Genomic DNA, 17,114 nt, shown 5'->3' with positions numbered 1-17,114 from the left:
CTCCCCTGATTTTTATTTTGTTTTTTTTGGTTTTTTTTATAACTTCGATAAGATGACAAATTGTCAAAGGGATTTCCAGCCGCGGCTGAAAAAAAATAATAAGGGGCGTGCAGTATGAGCGGCATAGTTGATGGCAAAATAGCCAACGACCGCGCAAGTAAGCGTAAAGCAGAAAAACGAGAACGTCTGCTAGCAGCAGCAAAAAAGTTATTTATTCAAAAGGGTTATCACGAAACAAGGCCACAGGATATTGCCCGCGAAGCCGATGTTGCCCATGGTACTTTCTACAGTCACTTTGATGATAAACGTGAGATTTTTTTAGCTTTTGCCAGTGAAGCACAAGAGGATTTAACAAACTATGTTGTTGAGCATATCCCAGAAGTTCAAACCTTCGAGGATTATCTGAATCACGCACTTAACGCCATCCAGGAATTTGCGGAACAAAATCCTGGGCTGCTGCGCTCTGCACTCGTTGACATCAAAGTTTTTGATCCGACCGATAAGACAGCATCTGTAGTGCGGACTAAATTTGCGTCAGGATTTATTCGTATCCTGAAAGAAGCGAAATTACGTGATGAGCTTTATGATGACGTGGATCCTGAACTGATGGGGCACGCCATGATGGGGGTTATTCAGTCAACGGCACCGCAAGCCTACCGCATGGGCAAAAGCCGTGAAGAGTTTGTCAAACTCCTCGCCAGTTTCCTGTCACGTGCGATGGTAAAGAACTCAAGCAGCCTCTAACCCCAGGGACCGTCTGACCCCTTATCATGTTTTTTAGTATTTCCTGTTTCAGGAATAACACTTTTACGGGTTTGGGTGGCTCTCTTCTCAGTTCGGCGGTAACGGGCTGGCTTTTGAGAATGAAACATTTCTGCTGCCAGTTCACGTAATTTGGCAATCCTGTTTTCTGTTTTCGGGTGGGTTGAAAACAGATTATCCGCCCTTTGCCCATGCAAAGGGTTCACAATAAACAGGCTGGCAGAAGCAGGGTTTCTCTCAGCGGTCACATTTTCAATCTGGTCAGCGCCATGCTGCAATTTGTACAATGCAGACGCCAGACTTTCCGGATTTCCGCAAATCTGTCCGCCCAGCTTATCGGCAGAATACTCACGTGTCCGACTGATGGCCATTTGAACCAGCATCGCCGCCAGTGGTGCCATAATCATGGTCAGGATCACCCCAATAATCCCAATTCCGCCATTATTACTGTCGCGATTTCCACCAAAGAACAGCGCAAAATTCGCGAGCATACTGATGGCACCAGCAATGGTCGCTGTAATCGTCATGATCAGCGTGTCACGGTTCTTCACATGAGCTAACTCATGGGCCATCACACCTTCGATTTCTTCACGGTTGAGGATTTTCAGAAGGCCTGTTGTCGCAGCAACTGCGGCATTTTCAGGGTTTCGGCCTGTCGCAAAGGCATTGGGCTGCGGATTTTCCATGATATAGACTTTCGGCATAGGAAGATCAGCCCGTTGCGCCAGGTTAGCAACGAGGTTGTAAAACTCCGGTGCTGTAGATTGATCCACTTCTTTCGCACCATACATGCGAAGAACCATCTTGTCTGAATTCCAGTAAGCAAAGAAATTCATCACAACAGCGATCGCCAAAGCGATCAGCATCCCGCTTTGACCGCCCAGCAGAAAACCAGCCGTTAGAAAGATCGCCGTAATGGCAGCAATTAACATTCCTGTTTTAAGGTAATTCATGATCTCGCCCTATTTCCTACCCTGCATATATGGAAACTACCTAGGTGAAATTCAATTCTGGAAAAAATCCTGTCACAAAAGTTCCTTAGTTGAGCCTTATTGCTGACAGGAACTATTTGCAAAGTGTAACTTCCCTTTCCAAAACACTGAAATATATAGGTAAAGGGAGTCCGAGAGTCACTCGGAGGCGTTCTGTGTTCCCGCATACACAGAGGAAAACGGCAGGATCAGATCCTGCCGTTTTTCATAATCTTAACCGTTTGCGATTGTCTCTTTGATTGCCTTAATGGCGTCTTCTGCTTTAGACCCATCCGGACCACCGGCTTGCGCCATATCAGGACGGCCACCGCCGCCTTTACCACCAAGGGCCGCTGAACCAACACGGACAAGATCAACTGCGCTCAGTTTTTCAGCTACGTCTGAGGTAACACCTACCACGATGGAGGCTTTACCTTCGTTCACGGCGATCAAGACCGCAACGCCGGATTTAACTTGTGCCTTAATGTCATCGGCCATTGGTTTAAGGTCTTTTGGTGGCACGTCTTCCAGAACTTTAGCAACGACATTCACACCGCCAATTTCTTCCTGATCATTACCACCGGAAGCACCGCCAGTTGCCAGTTTCTTACGGGTCTCTTTCAATTCCCGCTCCAGCTTCTTACGTTCCTCCAAAAGGCCATTGATACGTTTTTCAAGCTCAGCTGGCGCGACTTTCAAGGCTCCCGCTGCATTGGAAAGCAGGCTTTCCTGACCGTTCATATAGTCAAGCGCCGCTTCACCAACGACGGCTTCGATACGGCGAACACCCGCAGCCAAGCCACCCTCACCGATAATTTTCAGCATACCGATGTCACCCATGCGGGACACGTGCGTACCACCGCATAGCTCTGTTGAGTAGTTTTTACCGGCACCTTTGCCAATATCTTCACCGCCCATGGAGACGACACGAACTTCATCCCCATATTTTTCACCAAAGAGTGCCATAGCACCTGCTTTAATGGCTTCATCTGGTGTGGTCAGAATGACAGAAACTTCTGCATTCATTCGAATGCGATCGTTCACATCTTTTTCAATTTGGCGAAGTTCTTCCGCGCTGATCGGTTTTGGATGGGAAATGTCAAAACGCAGACGGTCTTCGGCAACCAAAGATCCTTTCTGTGTGACATGATCCCCAAGGCGTTGACGTAAGGCTTCGTGCAAAAGGTGTGTGGCGGAATGGTGCGCACGAAGGCGTGCACGGCGTCCACCATCAACCTGCGTTTCCACAATGGCACCCGCGGCAACTTCGCCTTTGATAATCTTACCAATATGAACATGCAGGTTTTCGCGTTTCTGGGTATCGGTAATCTGGATTTCCAGACCATTTTCAGAAACAAGCTGACCTTTGTCACCTTCCTGGCCACCGGACTCGCCATAAAAAGACGTCTGGTTCAGGACCAACATCACTTCATCACCAGCGGAGGCTTTTTCTGCGACTTCACCGCCAACGAGAACAGCTTGAACCTGACCTTCAGAAACTTCGGTCTGATAGCCAAGGAATTCAGTTGCGCCATGTTGATCATACAGATCAAACCAGACTTGATCGGTTGCAGCTTCACCGGAGCCGGACCACGCGGCACGCGCCGCTTCTTTCTGCTTCTGCATGGCGGCATCGAAACCGGCTTCATCCAGATCACGTCCTTGCCCGCGCAGAATATCTTTAGTCAGATCAAGCGGGAAGCCGAATGTGTCATACAGTTTAAACGCTACATCACCGGACAATGCCTGATTATCCCCAAGACCATCAGTTTCATCTGAAAGAAGTTTCAATCCACGGCCAAGCGTTTCCTTGAAGCGCGTTTCTTCCAGTTTCAGTGTTTCTGTGATCAGTGCCTGCGCCCGTTCCAATTCAGGGAAGGCAGATCCCATTTCATCCACAAGTGTCTGCACCAGCTTGTAAACCATCGGCTCCTTCGCGCCCAGAAGATGCGCATGACGCATGGCACGGCGCATGATACGGCGAAGCACATAACCACGGCCTTCATTTGATGGCAGAACACCATCCGCAATCAGGAAAGAAGAAGAACGCAGGTGGTCGGCAATCACGCGGTGGGACACAGCAAGGTCACCGTCCGCAGAAACATTTGATGCATCGGCGGAGGCTTCGATGATTTTCCGCATCAGGTCGATGTCGTAGTTGTCGTGTTTACCTTGCAGAACAGCGGCAATACGCTCAAGTCCCATACCTGTATCAATGGATGGGCGTGGCAGGTTTACACGATCTCCGCCAGCCTGTTGTTCAAACTGCATGAACACCAGGTTCCAGATTTCAATAAAACGATCTCCATCTTCATCAGGAGAGCCTGGAGGACCACCAGGGATGCCTTCACCATGGTCGAAGAAAATCTCGGAGCACGGACCACATGGACCGGTATCGCCCATGGACCAGAAGTTATCTGATGTGGCGATACGGATAATTTTGTCGTCACCAATGCCAGCAATTTTCTTCCAAAGGTCAACGGCTTCGTCATCGTCGTGATAAACTGTGACCAGCAGTTTATCTTTTGACAGACCAAATTCCTTGGTCAACAGGTTCCAGGCAAGTTCAATTGCCAAATCCTTAAAGTAATCCCCAAAGGAGAAGTTACCCAGCATTTCAAAGAATGTGTGGTGACGCGCAGTATAACCCACATTTTCAAGGTCATTATGCTTTCCGCCTGCGCGCACACATTTCTGCGTAGTTACCGCGCGGCTGTAAGGGCGTTTTTCCTGTCCTGTGAATACGTTCTTAAACTGCACCATACCCGCGTTTGTAAACAGCAAGGTTGGATCGTTACGTGGTACCAGCGGCGAGCTATCCACAATTTCGTGACCATTTTTGGCGTAAAAGTCCAAAAATGAAGAGCGTATTTCCTTAGCGGTCGTCATATTCTAACTCCTGTTCGCCATCCTGCAGAATGACGGGGACAGTTTGCATTAAATTATTGCCTTTTCACGCCTTTTAACCCGTGAAAAGTAGACTGTCCAGTGAGGATCATTATGCATTAGTCTGCAAAAGCTGGAAATCTTCTAAACTTCCTGATAAGCAAAGGGGAGAAAAAATGAAAATAATAAGAAATCTGCCCCTCCTAAACTTCACTAGGTTTGGCCCCAAAAATGGAATTTTCTTGTGAGTATTGTTGATAAAGATCCGGCACAGGCAATTAATGAAATCCAGCAACGCTTTGAAAAAGCTGGATATATTTGCGACCGACATATCGCGACATCTATCTATCTCTCTCAAAAACTGGATAAACCGATCCTTGTTGAAGGCCCGCCGGGTGTCGGTAAGACAGAGCTTGCCAAAGCAACAGCTGAGCTTATGGACGCGGATCTTGTGCGCCTACAATGTTACGAAGGTCTGGATGAAAGCAAAGCGCTTTATGAATGGAAATATGGCAAGCAGCTTCTTTACACCCAAATTTTGAAAGAGAAACTTGGTGATCTCCTTGAAGATGCACAAGGCATAGACGCGTCTATGGAAAAATTGCACGGTTTTAGTGACCAGTTCTTTTCCCATGACTTTTTGGAGGCCCGCCCTCTTCTTCAGGCGTTAACAGCCGAAAATCAGACAGTTCTGTTGATTGACGAAATTGACAAATCAGATCATGAATTTGAAGCTTATCTGTTGGAAATTCTGTCAGATTACCAGATCACAGTTCCTGAAATTGGAACCATCAAAGCCAAACACAAACCTGTTGTGTTCCTGACCAGTAACAACAGCCGTGAGATGGGCGATGCCCTCAAACGCCGTTGTTTGCATCTTTACATCCCGTTCCCCGACGCCGATCGCGAACGTGAAATTATCAAGGCCCGTGTTCCAGAAATTGATGAGAAACTTCGCAATCAGCTTGTCTCTTTTGTACAGCAACTTCGCACACAGGATCTGAAAAAACTGCCTGCCGTTAGTGAAACCATTGATTGGGCCCGTACCTTGATGTTACTGCATGCAGATAATCTGGACACGGAAATGGTGCGAAATACACTTAACATGCTGCTGAAATTCGAAGACGATATCGACAATATGGATAGTGAAGTACCAAAAATGGTGACCGCCGCGTTAAAGGACGCCCGCCGATGAGCCGCCCCTTAGCCGAATTTGTGGATATGTTGCGCCACGCTGATGTGCCCGTCTCTATCGGAGAGGCCATTGATGCCGCGCGCACCATTGAACTGCTCGGCTATGAAGATCGGTCGCTCCTCAAGGGCGCCTTAAGTCAGGTAATGGCCAAAACCGAAGATGAAATGGCCAGTTTTGACCAGTGTTTCGATGATTTCTTCAAAATTGAAACAAACCTCGATTTAGGCGGGAACCTGCAAGAACAATTGGGGGATGAAGGGTCTGATAATGGGGACGGGCCAGAAGGATCAGCCCCACAAGACGCACTGGACGATCTTCAGAATGATATGGGGCCACAAAATGGCGAAGGTGGGGGCAGTGGCGGCGGAAGCGGCCAATGTGAGGACCAACCATCTGCTGAAGGTCAAGGGACACCTTCGCTTATTGATATGCTGGAAAGTGGGGATCGTACCGCCCTGACTATGGCAATGAACGAAGCTGCCGATGAAGTCGGACTTGGTAATATTGTGCTTTCTACGCAGCGTGGATTATTTACCCGCCGGATTATGGAGGCCATGGGTCTAAATGATGTGACCCAAGAGGTCCGCGATCGTCGCAATCAGGGGGAAGATGAAAGCGCAGACGAGCTAGATCGCCGCCTTAATATCCTGTTTGAAGCCACCCGCGATATGGTGGACCGCCAACTTGCCCTGACCGCTGAAGGGAAAAGCCTTGAGTTTAGGCAGGACGTTCTTAAGAAAGTCCGGCTCTCCAATATCGAAACCCGTGATTTTAAGATCATGCGCGATCTGGTTCGGAAAATGGCCAAGCGCCTGACGGATATGAATTCGCGGGTTAAGAAGGTCAAAAATCGCGGGCATCTGGATATTCGCAAAACCATGCGCCGCAATGTGGCCTATGACGGCATTCTGTTTGAAACCCATTGGAAACAAAAGGAAAAAGATCGCCCTAAAGTCATGGCGGTCTGTGACGTAAGTGGCTCGGTTGCCTCTGTTGCGCGTTTTCTACTTCTGTTTCTTTACAGCATGAATGAAGTGCTTCCCAATGTGAGGTCATTTGCCTTTTCAGGTGATCTTGGTGAAATCACGGATCTATTAAAAGATAACGGTCCAGAAGAGGCTGTTCCTGCCGCCATTGATAAATATGGTGGACGGTCGACGGATTACGGCCGGGCCATGCAGGATTTCAAGGATCTCGTTTTTGATGAAATCGATAATCGCACTACGGTCATCATTCTGGGGGATGGACGCTCTAACGGATCCGACCCCGGAACAGATATTCTAAAAGACATCAAAAAGCGGGCGAAACGTGTTATCTGGCTTAATCCTGAACGGAAATCTTTGTGGGGCTCCGGAGATTCCGAGATGGATAGAATTGCGCCTTATTGCACAGTTGCAGATACTTGTAATTCCCTCAATAAACTGGAGCTCGTCATCCGCGATCTTCTTAAATCAAATTAGTGAAAGTAAAGTGGTAAATGTTTGATTTTGCAGGACAAGATATAGAACTTCTTCTCGTCTTGGGGGCAGCCCTCATTGGTACAGGTATCGTCGCCGGTATTCTCGCGGGTCTCCTCGGTGTAGGTGGCGGCATTGTGATTGTCCCTGTGCTTTATCATCTTTTGTCCTATGTGGGCGTTGCGGAAGAGGTGCGGATGCATGTAGCCGTTGGCACATCACTCGCAACCATCATCTTGACCTCAATTTCATCGGCACGGGCCCACCATAAAAAAGGGGCAATTGATGTAAAACTCCTTAAAAGTTGGGGGATTATCATCTTTCTGGGCGTCCTAGGCGGCACCTGGATGGCAAGCATCGTCAACGCTAAGATACTGACCGGTGTTTTCGCAGTACTGGCCCTTCTTGTTGCCGCCAATATGGCCTTCCGTCCGGATGGGGCTCATCTGGCTGATAAGCTCCCCTCTTCTCCGCTCAAAGAAGTTCTGGCCCTCTTTATTGGCTGGTTCTCCGCCATGATGGGCATTGGTGGCGGCACCTTCTCCGTCCCTATTCTGACCTTGTTCAATTATCCCATTCGACAGGCCGTTGGAACGGCAGCTGCAATTGGATTGATCATTGCCATTCCGGGAACCATTGGTTTTCTGGCGGCCGGCATGAATGTCACTGATTTGCCACCCGGCAATCTTGGTTATGTCAACATTCTGGGCTTTTTGATCATTGTGCCGATGACCATGCTGTTTGCACCGGTAGGCGCCCATATCGCCCATACGATCAATACTGGAATGCTTAAAAAGGCATTTGCCTTCTTCCTGTTTTTAACGTCGCTTAGAATGTTCTACGGCATTTTTGGGTAACGGAAGATTGATGCTGGACCCGGAAAAAGCTGGTGATGCGCTCGACTGGGTGATTAATTCTCCCCTTTTGCTATCAGCACCAGTGGAGCCCAAATTATGGGAGCTGGAGGCAAGTCAAACGCTGATAGCAGAGACAAAGAATGACCCTTCCAAACTGCTACAGTATCTGACAACTGCAAAACGCAAAAATCTGGGCACTCTGTTCGAAAAACTGGTTTTCTTTTGGTTAGAAAATCTGCCCGAGGTCCGTGTAATTGGCACCAACATTCAAATTAGGGACGAGAAAACCACTTATGGTGAACTTGATCTATTGTTTGAATATGAAGGCACCCTCTATCAGTGGGAACTCGCCATAAAATTCTATGCCTGTGATGGCGATCCAGAAGACGAAGCAGACTGGCTGGGTCCCCTCCGCCGGGACAACCTGAAACGTAAACTCGATCGGTTGTTCGATCATCAAATGCAAATCTCTTTGGAAGATTATGCCAAACCCACTTTGGATGATCTCGGCTTGTCCAATGTTCAAATTCATACCTATCCTTTTGTGAAAGGATGTCTTTATGATCCTGTAGATAAACAATCAGGGATCAGGCCAGAACGAATGTCGGATATGGGTCTAAAGGGGCAATGGGTAACACTTGGCGATTTCGAAAACACCATAATTAATCAACGCCTTGATCACCCTTCTTCCTATTGTATCTTGGAAAAGAAAGATTGGCTTTCGCCTATATTGAAAGGTGAATGGAAAGACTTTTCAATTGAGCAATTCGTGAAGACTATGACAGATATTTTCGATAAAAACTCTACACCGAAACAAGTTGCTTTCCTTATCAACAAACACGGGGAACATATACAACAGACTCTGTTCATCATGCCGGACACATGGACTTTACAGAACAGGGTTTAGGGTAATTGAAGGGTTGATCGGCTAAGGCTTTGAATGATTTTGTAAGCCATACTTTTCTGTTCTTCTTCATTTATTGCTGAAACCACCAAGGCATTTTCACACTTATCCAAAAGAGTTGAAGGTTCCTGCGCAACGTCTACGATGATGACCTCTACTTGCTTAGACGCGGCAATTTGGCAGGCCGCATTTAATCTCTGAGATCGGCTTTCATTTTCTTCGTAAGCAGAACTCACCAGAAAAACGACGAGTTTTTGCGCCTCATTTTCGGCCACTCGGCCCCAGGCAGAACTCCAGGATTGATCTAATACCCGGAGCCCCCACATCATTCCCATCCCCGGATCAAAATCACCCGTCTGAACCCTCGCCGACGCTGTCGAGAGCAACGAATTGGAGGCTGCAACTGGCTGAACTGATGTTTCTGGGCAATCCTCTGTGGTTGTAACTGAATACTCATCTGTTCCATCAATTGCTGTCTCGACGGTGATCTCCATCTCTAGTGGGAATGGCGCTGTGCCGGGCGTTTTCAGATCATAATCATCAGCTCTTGGTCCCACACACCATCTTTGATCTTCCAACGCACCCGCCCACAAGGGAATGCCCGGTACATTAGGTGGCACTGCATCTGGCCACATCCCGGGCACCACCCAGTTTCTTCTGGAACCCACGCGCATCAATCCAGTTGCGTGCGGGACAAGCCCTACAGATATCTTGGGCTGACTGGAGTTATATTTATTGGTCAAAGCCTCCAGAAACCCCAGCAATTTATTCTCTGTGTGAAGTGAGGCGCCATTAGATCCATCCAGAACGAAGGCAATCTCCGCCGCCTCCAAGGTATGGGTAACCTCTGCATCAGCCGAGACTTCAATGATCTTTGCATCGCTTACATACTGCAAAAACAACGGTGTAAGGCGGATTTGCAGTTCGACCTGAACAGAAGCCTGCGCCACCTGTATTACTCCGTTTTTCTTTGAAAACTGTACATTGCCTGGCCCAAACAAAAACCCAGATTTAAACATAGAAGCTTGCAGGAAAATCTGCTGATCAAGGTAGGAGACAAGTTCCTCGTCCTGTAACAGATACAAATGATCTGCGACTGAAAGCGCAACATTCTGTGCCGCTGTCTGCACTTGGTTTTTGGCAACCAGATAGCGCCCCACATCAATGGCGAACGCAAAAACACCGATCAGGATCATGATCGCGAACACTCCCCATATCGCGACAGAACCGCGTTCATCCCGCCATTCTGTGCGCAGTTCTAAGGCCCTCAAAACAAAGGATCCTTAATCTGTCGAAGAACCTGATGATTTACTAGAAAATCTGGCAGAAGTGAGCTTAGGAAAAATCCCCCTTTTGCACGCGCACAGGTTCTTCCAACAACGATGTGGCTCGAATTTGGTGTAATCGCTCCCTCATCAAATGATGGGCTTAGCGCAGCATCAGTTACATCAATGTAACAGGTAAAACCGGCCTGACCTGTCAGGAACTCCTTTTTGATAGCGGAGCGACCGTCTCTATTGACCTCCAACAATTGGAATTGAAAGGCAATTTCTAGCTCGCCCCCTGCAAGTTTATCTTCATAGGTATTTTTCAATATATCCGACATCTTCGTGGGGGTGAGCGCCTCGGTTGTGATTAAAAACAAACCAGAATTTGAGATGTCTGAGACGATCTCTTCCATGTCCACGACGCGATTAAGATCTACGCCACCGAGAAACAGAAAAATCACAAAAGGCATGGTGATTGCGGCCTCGACAAGCGTGCTTCCCTCAGTGTTTTCTATAAACCGATGCCACATCATTCATTGACCGAAGACGCTCGGAAGAACAGGGCTTTTGCCACTTGAATTTCAGGAAAAGCCTTTAACGATCCAACAGATATCAATGAGCTAAAAGAAGTTTTTGCTGTGGCTGTTGCTTTCTTAAAGTGGCTGTTTCCCCCAATTTCTTCAAAAGAAGAGATGGTTAAGGTGACTTTTTCAACATCTAGGCTTTTAACCCCTAACCCGCTGATTTCCTTTTTCAAAACATTCGACGCTATGTCGGTTACGCCAACCTCCTCAACTGATGCTTTCTGCAGATAATTCACCGTGCTTGCAAGAGCTGTTGATAGCTCTCGCTCTGCGAGGGAAAATCTGAAAAAATCAAAAGCCGTTAGGACAAACAAAAACAAAATCGGCAGAAAGAGGGCTAGCTCTACTGCCAAACTCCCTTCCGTTTCACGTATGATTGATGCCAGTCCTTTCATTTGGCGACACCCAGCAGCAACGCGTGAAGCGCCTCTTCATTCTTGCTCTGCCGGATATACCGATAGTAGGTCAGATTTGTCGTTGCAGCCTCTGGCGGCATATCCAATAAGGACACGTAACGTGACGCGTCTTCATCCCCCATCAACGCGTAGGTAAGCGCGAGATTGTGTCGAACCTGCCTGTTCGAAATTTTTGAAAATGCATATATTTCAAGATGTTGCTTCGCTTTCTCAAATTCATGGTGCAAGATGAGCGAAACAGCAAAGTTATTTTGGCGGAACAAATCCGTTGGGTTTTGATTTGCCAATTTTTTGAGATAGAGAACCGTCTGCGGATCTTTTGACAAGAATAATTTTGAAAGGGCAAACCACTCGCTGGCCTCTTTGTGCTCTTCCTCAATATTCAAGCAGGCCGCAAAAGTCTCATTTGCTGTTTTAGGCTTACCCAGTTTCATTTGAACTTTACCAAGCCCCACATAGGCTGGACATTTGTGGTCCACGTAATAACTCAACTTTTCAAAGGATTTTACTGCCTTTAAATGAAGGCCTGCTGCGTTGGCCGCTTGCCCATGTTTCAACAAAATTGGAGCCCGGTCATCCAACTCAGTACGATCAAGGATATTCTCATAAATCTCTAGCGCCGCTTCATATTGTCCTTGTTTAAAAAATGCATCCGCAACTGCTTCACCTTTTTTGGTTTCCGATACGGCTTCCTCTACAAGTGAGTGATTTACATTAGAGAACATAGAAAGAGGCTCTAACTCCGCGCAGGCAGATAATCCCATCTGTAGAAAAAACAGGCCAAGTAATTTCAGGCAAATTCGACTCATTGCCCCCCTCCCAACACACGCATCATGGATATGAAACCGGGCCCCGCAGAAATAACAATGACGGGCGGCAAAATAAGTAACATCAACGGGATGCTTAAAAAAACAGGGACTCGTCTTGCCCTTTCTTCCTTGTCAGATAGAAGCCGTTCACGATTTTCCTTGGCCACCGTTTTCAGGGAACTCGCGATGGGAGTTCCGTAATGTTCACCCTGTATTAAGGCCACTTTCAGGTATCTGAATGTCTCCGACCCTGTACGCCAAGCCAGATTTTCAAGCGCTTGTGTCCTGTCCGGTAACATCACCAACTCAGCAGAGAGAGTTTCCAGCTCTTTGCCAATTTTGGGTGAATAGGATTTAATATGATGCCGGGCCATTTCTACGGACTGATCGAAACTCAAGCCCGCCTCCACCCCAAGCATCAACAAATCAATCACATCAGGGGCGTCTTGCTCGATGACATGGATGATCTTCTTGAGGTGAGCCTTCATAGCATATTCTGGACCTAATATCCCGAAACTCACAGACAAACCCGCAGATACAAGAACTGAGCGTATATCAGTGTCATGCAAATTGAAGCCTGAGAGGAGAGCAAAAATTATACAAAAAAGGGCGACTGACGTCCCCACCTTAATGCCGATATTGAGTGCACTGTGGAGTTTTCTATGTATGTGGAAGGTGCCAAAATACTGATTTGCAATGTTATCCCCTCTGTCCCACTCCTCCCTCTCTTCAGAAAGACTGTTTTTATTTAGAAGGAATTTAGGTTCCGAAGTTCCGACACCAAATCCGACAATAAACCGTGAGATCGCGTCAAATTCAGTTTCGCCGCGCCTCGCCCCTGCTCTTTCAAACAGAAACCTTCTTTTCTCTTTAGCTGTTTCTTTGAAGGACACAAACAGGCAAAAAATAGCAGACAGTATCAACACCGCTATTACGATCACGATCACCTCATTGCTCATGATACGGCCCTCAGCATTTGCCGAATAATGAAAAAACCAGAAGCGATACTTAAGGCGCTATATAGAAGGATTGAATGTCCCGATGCGTCCTGAATTAGGAATAGAAATTGATCCCGATTTAAAAAGAACAGGCTTACAATGGACCCGAGAGCAAGCAAACCAACCACCTTGGCTGCTGTTCGTGCCTCAGACGTTGCAACATTTACCCGCTTTTCCTTTTGCTGCCTCTCACGCATATTTTGCGCCAGAACTTCCACTAATTTTGCATAACTCCCTCCAACCTTCCTTTGGATCGAAAGTACAGCTTGCAGGTAGAGCAATTCTTTAAGCGGATAGTTGAAATGAACCTTCTGACACGCCACTTCCATCGGCATACCGGCAAAACGCAATCCCTCAATTTCCTCAAAAACCCTGCAAAGGGGATCAGGAATATTTCCACCGATTTCCCTTAACACTGCATCTGGTGTCACCCCAACCTTGGCCGCGCGAACGATTAGATCCAGTGTTTCTGGAAACTGTTCGGTCATTTTGCTCAGCTCTCTGGATTTACGCCAACGCAACACGAGAACTGTCATTGTGACAGTCGCCCATATCAGCGCCAGTCCTAACCACGGAATGAACAAATGGGGAAATGTCCGCCACACAATAAGTAGTGATGCCCCGAAACCACAAAGCGCCCAGACCACCCTTCTGGACATCAAATACTGGAATAGTTTTTCACGAACGCCAATTTCACTTTCAGTAGTTTGGGGTTCGGAACTATTCTTGATGTCCTGCACCTTCAACAGCGAGGCCAAACGAATACACTCGTGACGTTTCCTTTCTTTGTACAACCGAAAAAGAATATATCCGCCTAACCAGAAAATCGTGAGAGAGGCACATAAAATCAGATATTTAGTCATGCGCCCCTCGGAACAGTTTCAAAACGTCCGCCTCTAAACCAAATGATTTTGCTTTCAAGGCACAGTGAGGACGCACCCTTCTGGTGATAAATCCGGCCCCACTGTCAGAAGAAGACAATGTCGAAGTGATGTCATGAACAAATAACTCCTGCATTGTGATCACATCATTTTCCATTCCCTGAACTTCACTGATGGATTGCACATATCTTCGGCCGCCAAAGTCCCGAACCACATGAATAACAAGGTCCAGGGCTGACCCAATCTGGCGCCGGACAGCCAGAGGATTAAAATTAGACTGATAGGAGAGAACAAGATCTTCTACACGTAACATTGCATCTCTTGGAGAATTTGCATGAACCGTCGACATGGACCCATCATGCCCGGTATTCATGGCCTGCAGCATCTCATGAGACTCAGGCCCTCTCACTTCCCCAATTATTATCCTATCAGGTCTCATCCGAAGGGCATTTCGAAGCAAATCCCGTTGGGAAACTTCTCCGCCACCCTCCATATTCCGCTGACGGGTTTCCAAACTGATAACATGAGGTTGTTGAAGGTTTATTTCTGCGGCATCTTCAATGGTTACTATCCGCTCCCCTTCGCTAATGCACCCAGACAAAGCGTTTAATATTGTTGTCTTGCCTGATCCAGTACCACCTGAGATTAGAATATTAAGGCGAATTTTCGCAGCAAATTTCAAAAAATGCATCATGTCTTCACTCATTGCGCCATATGCAACAAGGTCATTTAACGAGATTTTATGATTGGGAAATTTTCTTATGGATATAATGGTCCCATGAACAGAAAGCGGCGGAATGATGATATTCACACGGCTTCCATCTATCAGTCTGGCATCCACCATGGGAGAGCTTTCATCAACCCGTCGCCCTGCTGTGAGTGCGATCCGTTTTGCAACATTCAGCAGATGGTGTTCATCTCTGAATGCCATGTCCGTTTTCTCAAGAAGGCCATTTCGCTCTACAAAGATGGCGGCATATCCGTTGATCAGAACATCTGTCACCTGTTTATCATCCAGCAACGTTTCAATTGGTCCCAAACCGACAATATCGTTCAGCAATTCCAATGCTGCGTTAGTCTGCTCCTTCCAATTGATCGGCAGTTTTGCACTCTCTACAATCTCCTCAACCGCCTCGTTGATTTTCACCAGAAGCTGGTCGTTAGATAATCCGTTCGCAAAGGTAGGATTTACCCGTTCAAAAAATTCCCCTCGTATGGTTTCCATATGCCCCAGTGGCCGGGCTATTTTTGACTGTGAACCTTGCTCATCTTCCCTCTTATTCTCGTAAGAATATTCATCGTTCTCTTCGGCAAATTCGGTAAGGCCGGTAGCGCTATTTCTTTTTCCAAACATTCAGTCCCCCCCACTTTGATGTGGCCTTTTCCTTTGTTTGCTTATGTGAAGAAATGAGGGGCAGGATTTGGGAGTATAGGGTTCTCCCTCTTGAGTTCAACGAGAAGACAGGCTGCCCTTCCAACTCCGACTTGGTGAACAACTTTCCATCAAACGGGATAAAGGCAGCGATTTTCTTCTCCAGAATATCCTCTACCTCATTTAGACGCAGAGTATCCTTCGACGTTGGCCGTGCATTTGAAAGGACAACCTGTATGCCGCCCTCCGGATTTAATGCCCTTGCATTTTTGAGTATATTGCGGGCTGTCAGACACCCTCGCAATGAAGGAGGTACAAGGATAAATTTAGCATCGCAGTTGCAAAAATTTTCAAAATGATTAGCAGAGTGATAAGATGGAAAATCCAGCAATAGATAGTGCCGGCGATGGGAAATTAATCTGATAAGTTTGGTAAACGCCTCCCTATCTATGTGGGGGAGCATTGTCTCAGAATTCACCCCCAGAAGATCCAGTCTTCTTCCAAGAAATTGAAGTGACCTTTCTAATAGAAGGTCATCAATTCGGTCCGGATTTTGAAGAAGTTCTTCCAATCCACCAACGGGCTTTTGCCCATAAATAAGGGAAAAATGGCTTCCCCCTCCCAAGTCAGCAATGGTTGTTTGGCTGTTATTTATGCTTGATAATATGTATCCCATATTAGCAACAAGATGACTGGTTCCAACGCCGCCGACTGCTCCCATCACCCCAATGGTTTTGCCATTTGAGGAAGGCCTTCTTTTTTGTACGTCTCCTACCACAAGTTGTTTTAGTATATCCACCAACAAGCTTTCCGGAAGAGGCCGCACGAGGTAATCGGAAACCCCACGGTCGAGCAAAGCCCTGTAAAGCCCCACGCTGTCCCGATCGCCCACCACCACAACTTTGACAGCCGGCGCACAAACTTCAGCCAATTCATCAATACGATCCAAAGGAAAGTCTTCACCAGTGATGTCAACGATAAGGATATTCGAAGAGGGATTGTTTTTGAAAAACTCAATTGAATTTCTGATTGTTCCCACTTGGGCTTTTAACAATTGAATGCCCTGATTTACCGATATTTGAGACAGCCGTTCGATTTCTTCCTCGCTGTTGAGAAAGGCGATGAGAGTGTTCTTGCTGCGTTGGGATAACATCGGATATGGACTGTTCATTCCCGATCCTCCCGTTCTGAAATCCAGGGAGATTTTATGAACTGGACGTCTCGGGCGACAGGAACCTGTTCGTATATAGCAGGAGAGGTAATATCGGTGTTACCCTGTACTGGATTGAGATTATAACGGCTCAATTGCCTGTTGATTTCTGTTGCGCATCCAAGCCGGTATTGCCCCTTTCTATTTTGACAGTCGTCTATTTTAAGCGAATATCTGTAAAGCCTTGCCGTAACCCTGTATTGAGCGTCTGACTTAGCAATAAAATGAACTTTCGAGTTATTAAATTCACTCCATATGCCAGCTAATTTATCCTTAGTTTCCTGGTCCAGATTTGCATCTGACAGGATAACCAGACGCTCGTCGATACCAGCCTTCGCCTCAAAGAGCCACGCTGCAAGTTCCAAAGAAGGATCGACGTCCCCAGCGGAATTTCTCACAATGCCCGTAGATATGGATTTTTCAATGTAATAGGAGCGCAGTGATGTTGCCTGTAAGCTGCTGTCCAAAGGCTCCGGGTCAGCAATCAGAGATTTGCAGGATAAAAGAGCAAAGCTCATCAATGTCACAAGAATTATCCTCATGC

The 17,114-nt window shown here is 47.0% G+C and carries 16 protein-coding genes; 5 read left to right on the top strand and 11 right to left on the bottom strand.

All coding sequences use genetic code 11. The annotated features are described in order from the left end of the window. Window positions 1-114 precede the first annotated feature (114 nt). The gene (locus tag GUA87_RS10625) at window positions 115-744 is read left to right on the top strand and encodes a TetR/AcrR family transcriptional regulator (protein WP_193716532.1); all 630 of its coding nucleotides are present in this window, start codon (window positions 115-117) and stop codon (window positions 742-744) included. Here GUA87_RS10625 and htpX read toward each other — a convergent pair. Both htpX and alaS read right to left on the bottom strand, forming a co-directional pair. Beyond that, window positions 741-1,715, bottom strand: coding sequence for a zinc metalloprotease HtpX (htpX, locus tag GUA87_RS10620; protein ID WP_193716531.1), 975 nt, complete (start codon window positions 1,713-1,715; stop codon window positions 741-743). The genes GUA87_RS10625 and htpX overlap by 4 nt on opposite strands. Before the next feature lie 252 nt (window positions 1,716-1,967). After that, on the bottom strand, window positions 1,968-4,622 hold the full coding sequence (alaS, locus tag GUA87_RS10615) for an alanine--tRNA ligase (RefSeq protein WP_193716530.1): 2,655 nt from the start codon (window positions 4,620-4,622) through the stop codon (window positions 1,968-1,970). 241 nt (window positions 4,623-4,863) lie between these two features. On the opposite strand from alaS, the gene GUA87_RS10610 reads away from it, so the two are divergent. Genes GUA87_RS10610 through GUA87_RS10595 form a run of 4 tightly spaced genes read left to right on the top strand, consistent with a single transcriptional unit; the run spans window position 4,864 to window position 9,035 of the window. After that, a complete protein-coding gene (locus GUA87_RS10610) occupies window positions 4,864-5,814 on the top strand; it encodes an AAA family ATPase (RefSeq protein ID WP_193716529.1) in 951 nt (316 codons plus the stop codon). Beyond that, entirely contained in the window at window positions 5,811-7,274 is a 1,464-nt protein-coding gene (locus tag GUA87_RS10605) for a VWA domain-containing protein (RefSeq protein ID WP_193716528.1), read from the top strand. The genes GUA87_RS10610 and GUA87_RS10605 overlap by 4 nt, the downstream gene beginning before the upstream one ends. A gap of 17 nt (window positions 7,275-7,291) precedes the next feature. Continuing rightward, entirely contained in the window at window positions 7,292-8,128 is an 837-nt protein-coding gene (locus tag GUA87_RS10600) for a sulfite exporter TauE/SafE family protein (protein ID WP_193716527.1), read from the top strand. Between the two features lie 10 nt (window positions 8,129-8,138). Continuing rightward, the gene (locus GUA87_RS10595; protein ID WP_193716526.1) at window positions 8,139-9,035 is read left to right on the top strand and encodes a DUF1853 family protein; all 897 of its coding nucleotides are present in this window, start codon (window positions 8,139-8,141) and stop codon (window positions 9,033-9,035) included. On the opposite strand, the gene GUA87_RS10590 is transcribed toward GUA87_RS10595, so the two are convergent. Genes GUA87_RS10590 through GUA87_RS10550 form a run of 9 tightly spaced genes read right to left on the bottom strand, consistent with a single transcriptional unit; the run spans window position 9,032 to window position 17,112 of the window. Further along, the gene (locus GUA87_RS10590) at window positions 9,032-10,303 is read right to left on the bottom strand and encodes a pilus assembly protein (protein ID WP_193716525.1); all 1,272 of its coding nucleotides are present in this window, start codon (window positions 10,301-10,303) and stop codon (window positions 9,032-9,034) included. The genes GUA87_RS10595 and GUA87_RS10590 overlap by 4 nt on opposite strands. Continuing rightward, window positions 10,300-10,833: a TadE/TadG family type IV pilus assembly protein gene (locus GUA87_RS10585; protein ID WP_193716524.1), complete on the bottom strand. Its 534-nt coding sequence runs from the start codon at window positions 10,831-10,833 to the stop codon at window positions 10,300-10,302. Before GUA87_RS10585 ends, GUA87_RS10590 begins: the two co-directional genes overlap by 4 nt. Continuing rightward, on the bottom strand, window positions 10,830-11,279 hold the full coding sequence (locus GUA87_RS10580) for a TadE/TadG family type IV pilus assembly protein (protein WP_193716523.1): 450 nt from the start codon (window positions 11,277-11,279) through the stop codon (window positions 10,830-10,832). The genes GUA87_RS10585 and GUA87_RS10580 overlap by 4 nt, the downstream gene beginning before the upstream one ends. After that, window positions 11,276-12,109, bottom strand: coding sequence for a tetratricopeptide repeat protein (locus GUA87_RS10575; protein ID WP_193716522.1), 834 nt, complete (start codon window positions 12,107-12,109; stop codon window positions 11,276-11,278). Before GUA87_RS10575 ends, GUA87_RS10580 begins: the two co-directional genes overlap by 4 nt. Next, window positions 12,106-13,068, bottom strand: coding sequence for a type II secretion system F family protein (locus GUA87_RS10570; RefSeq protein WP_193716521.1), 963 nt, complete (start codon window positions 13,066-13,068; stop codon window positions 12,106-12,108). Before GUA87_RS10570 ends, GUA87_RS10575 begins: the two co-directional genes overlap by 4 nt. Then, the gene (locus GUA87_RS10565) at window positions 13,065-13,970 is read right to left on the bottom strand and encodes a type II secretion system F family protein (RefSeq protein ID WP_193716520.1); all 906 of its coding nucleotides are present in this window, start codon (window positions 13,968-13,970) and stop codon (window positions 13,065-13,067) included. The genes GUA87_RS10570 and GUA87_RS10565 overlap by 4 nt, the downstream gene beginning before the upstream one ends. Then, complete coding sequence (locus GUA87_RS10560) at window positions 13,963-15,342, bottom strand: CpaF family protein (protein WP_193716519.1); 1,380 nt, start codon at window positions 15,340-15,342, stop codon at window positions 13,963-13,965. Before GUA87_RS10560 ends, GUA87_RS10565 begins: the two co-directional genes overlap by 8 nt. Further along, window positions 15,323-16,531, bottom strand: coding sequence for an AAA family ATPase (locus GUA87_RS10555; protein WP_193716518.1), 1,209 nt, complete (start codon window positions 16,529-16,531; stop codon window positions 15,323-15,325). The genes GUA87_RS10560 and GUA87_RS10555 overlap by 20 nt, the downstream gene beginning before the upstream one ends. Next, a complete protein-coding gene (locus GUA87_RS10550) occupies window positions 16,528-17,112 on the bottom strand; it encodes a hypothetical protein (protein ID WP_193716517.1) in 585 nt (194 codons plus the stop codon). The genes GUA87_RS10555 and GUA87_RS10550 overlap by 4 nt, the downstream gene beginning before the upstream one ends. Between the last annotated feature and the right edge of the window lie 2 nt (window positions 17,113-17,114).

This window comes from Sneathiella sp. P13V-1, assembly GCF_015143595.1.
Taxonomy (GTDB): Bacteria; Pseudomonadota; Alphaproteobacteria; order Sneathiellales; family Sneathiellaceae; genus Sneathiella.
This window is presented reverse-complemented; position numbering and strand designations above follow the sequence as displayed.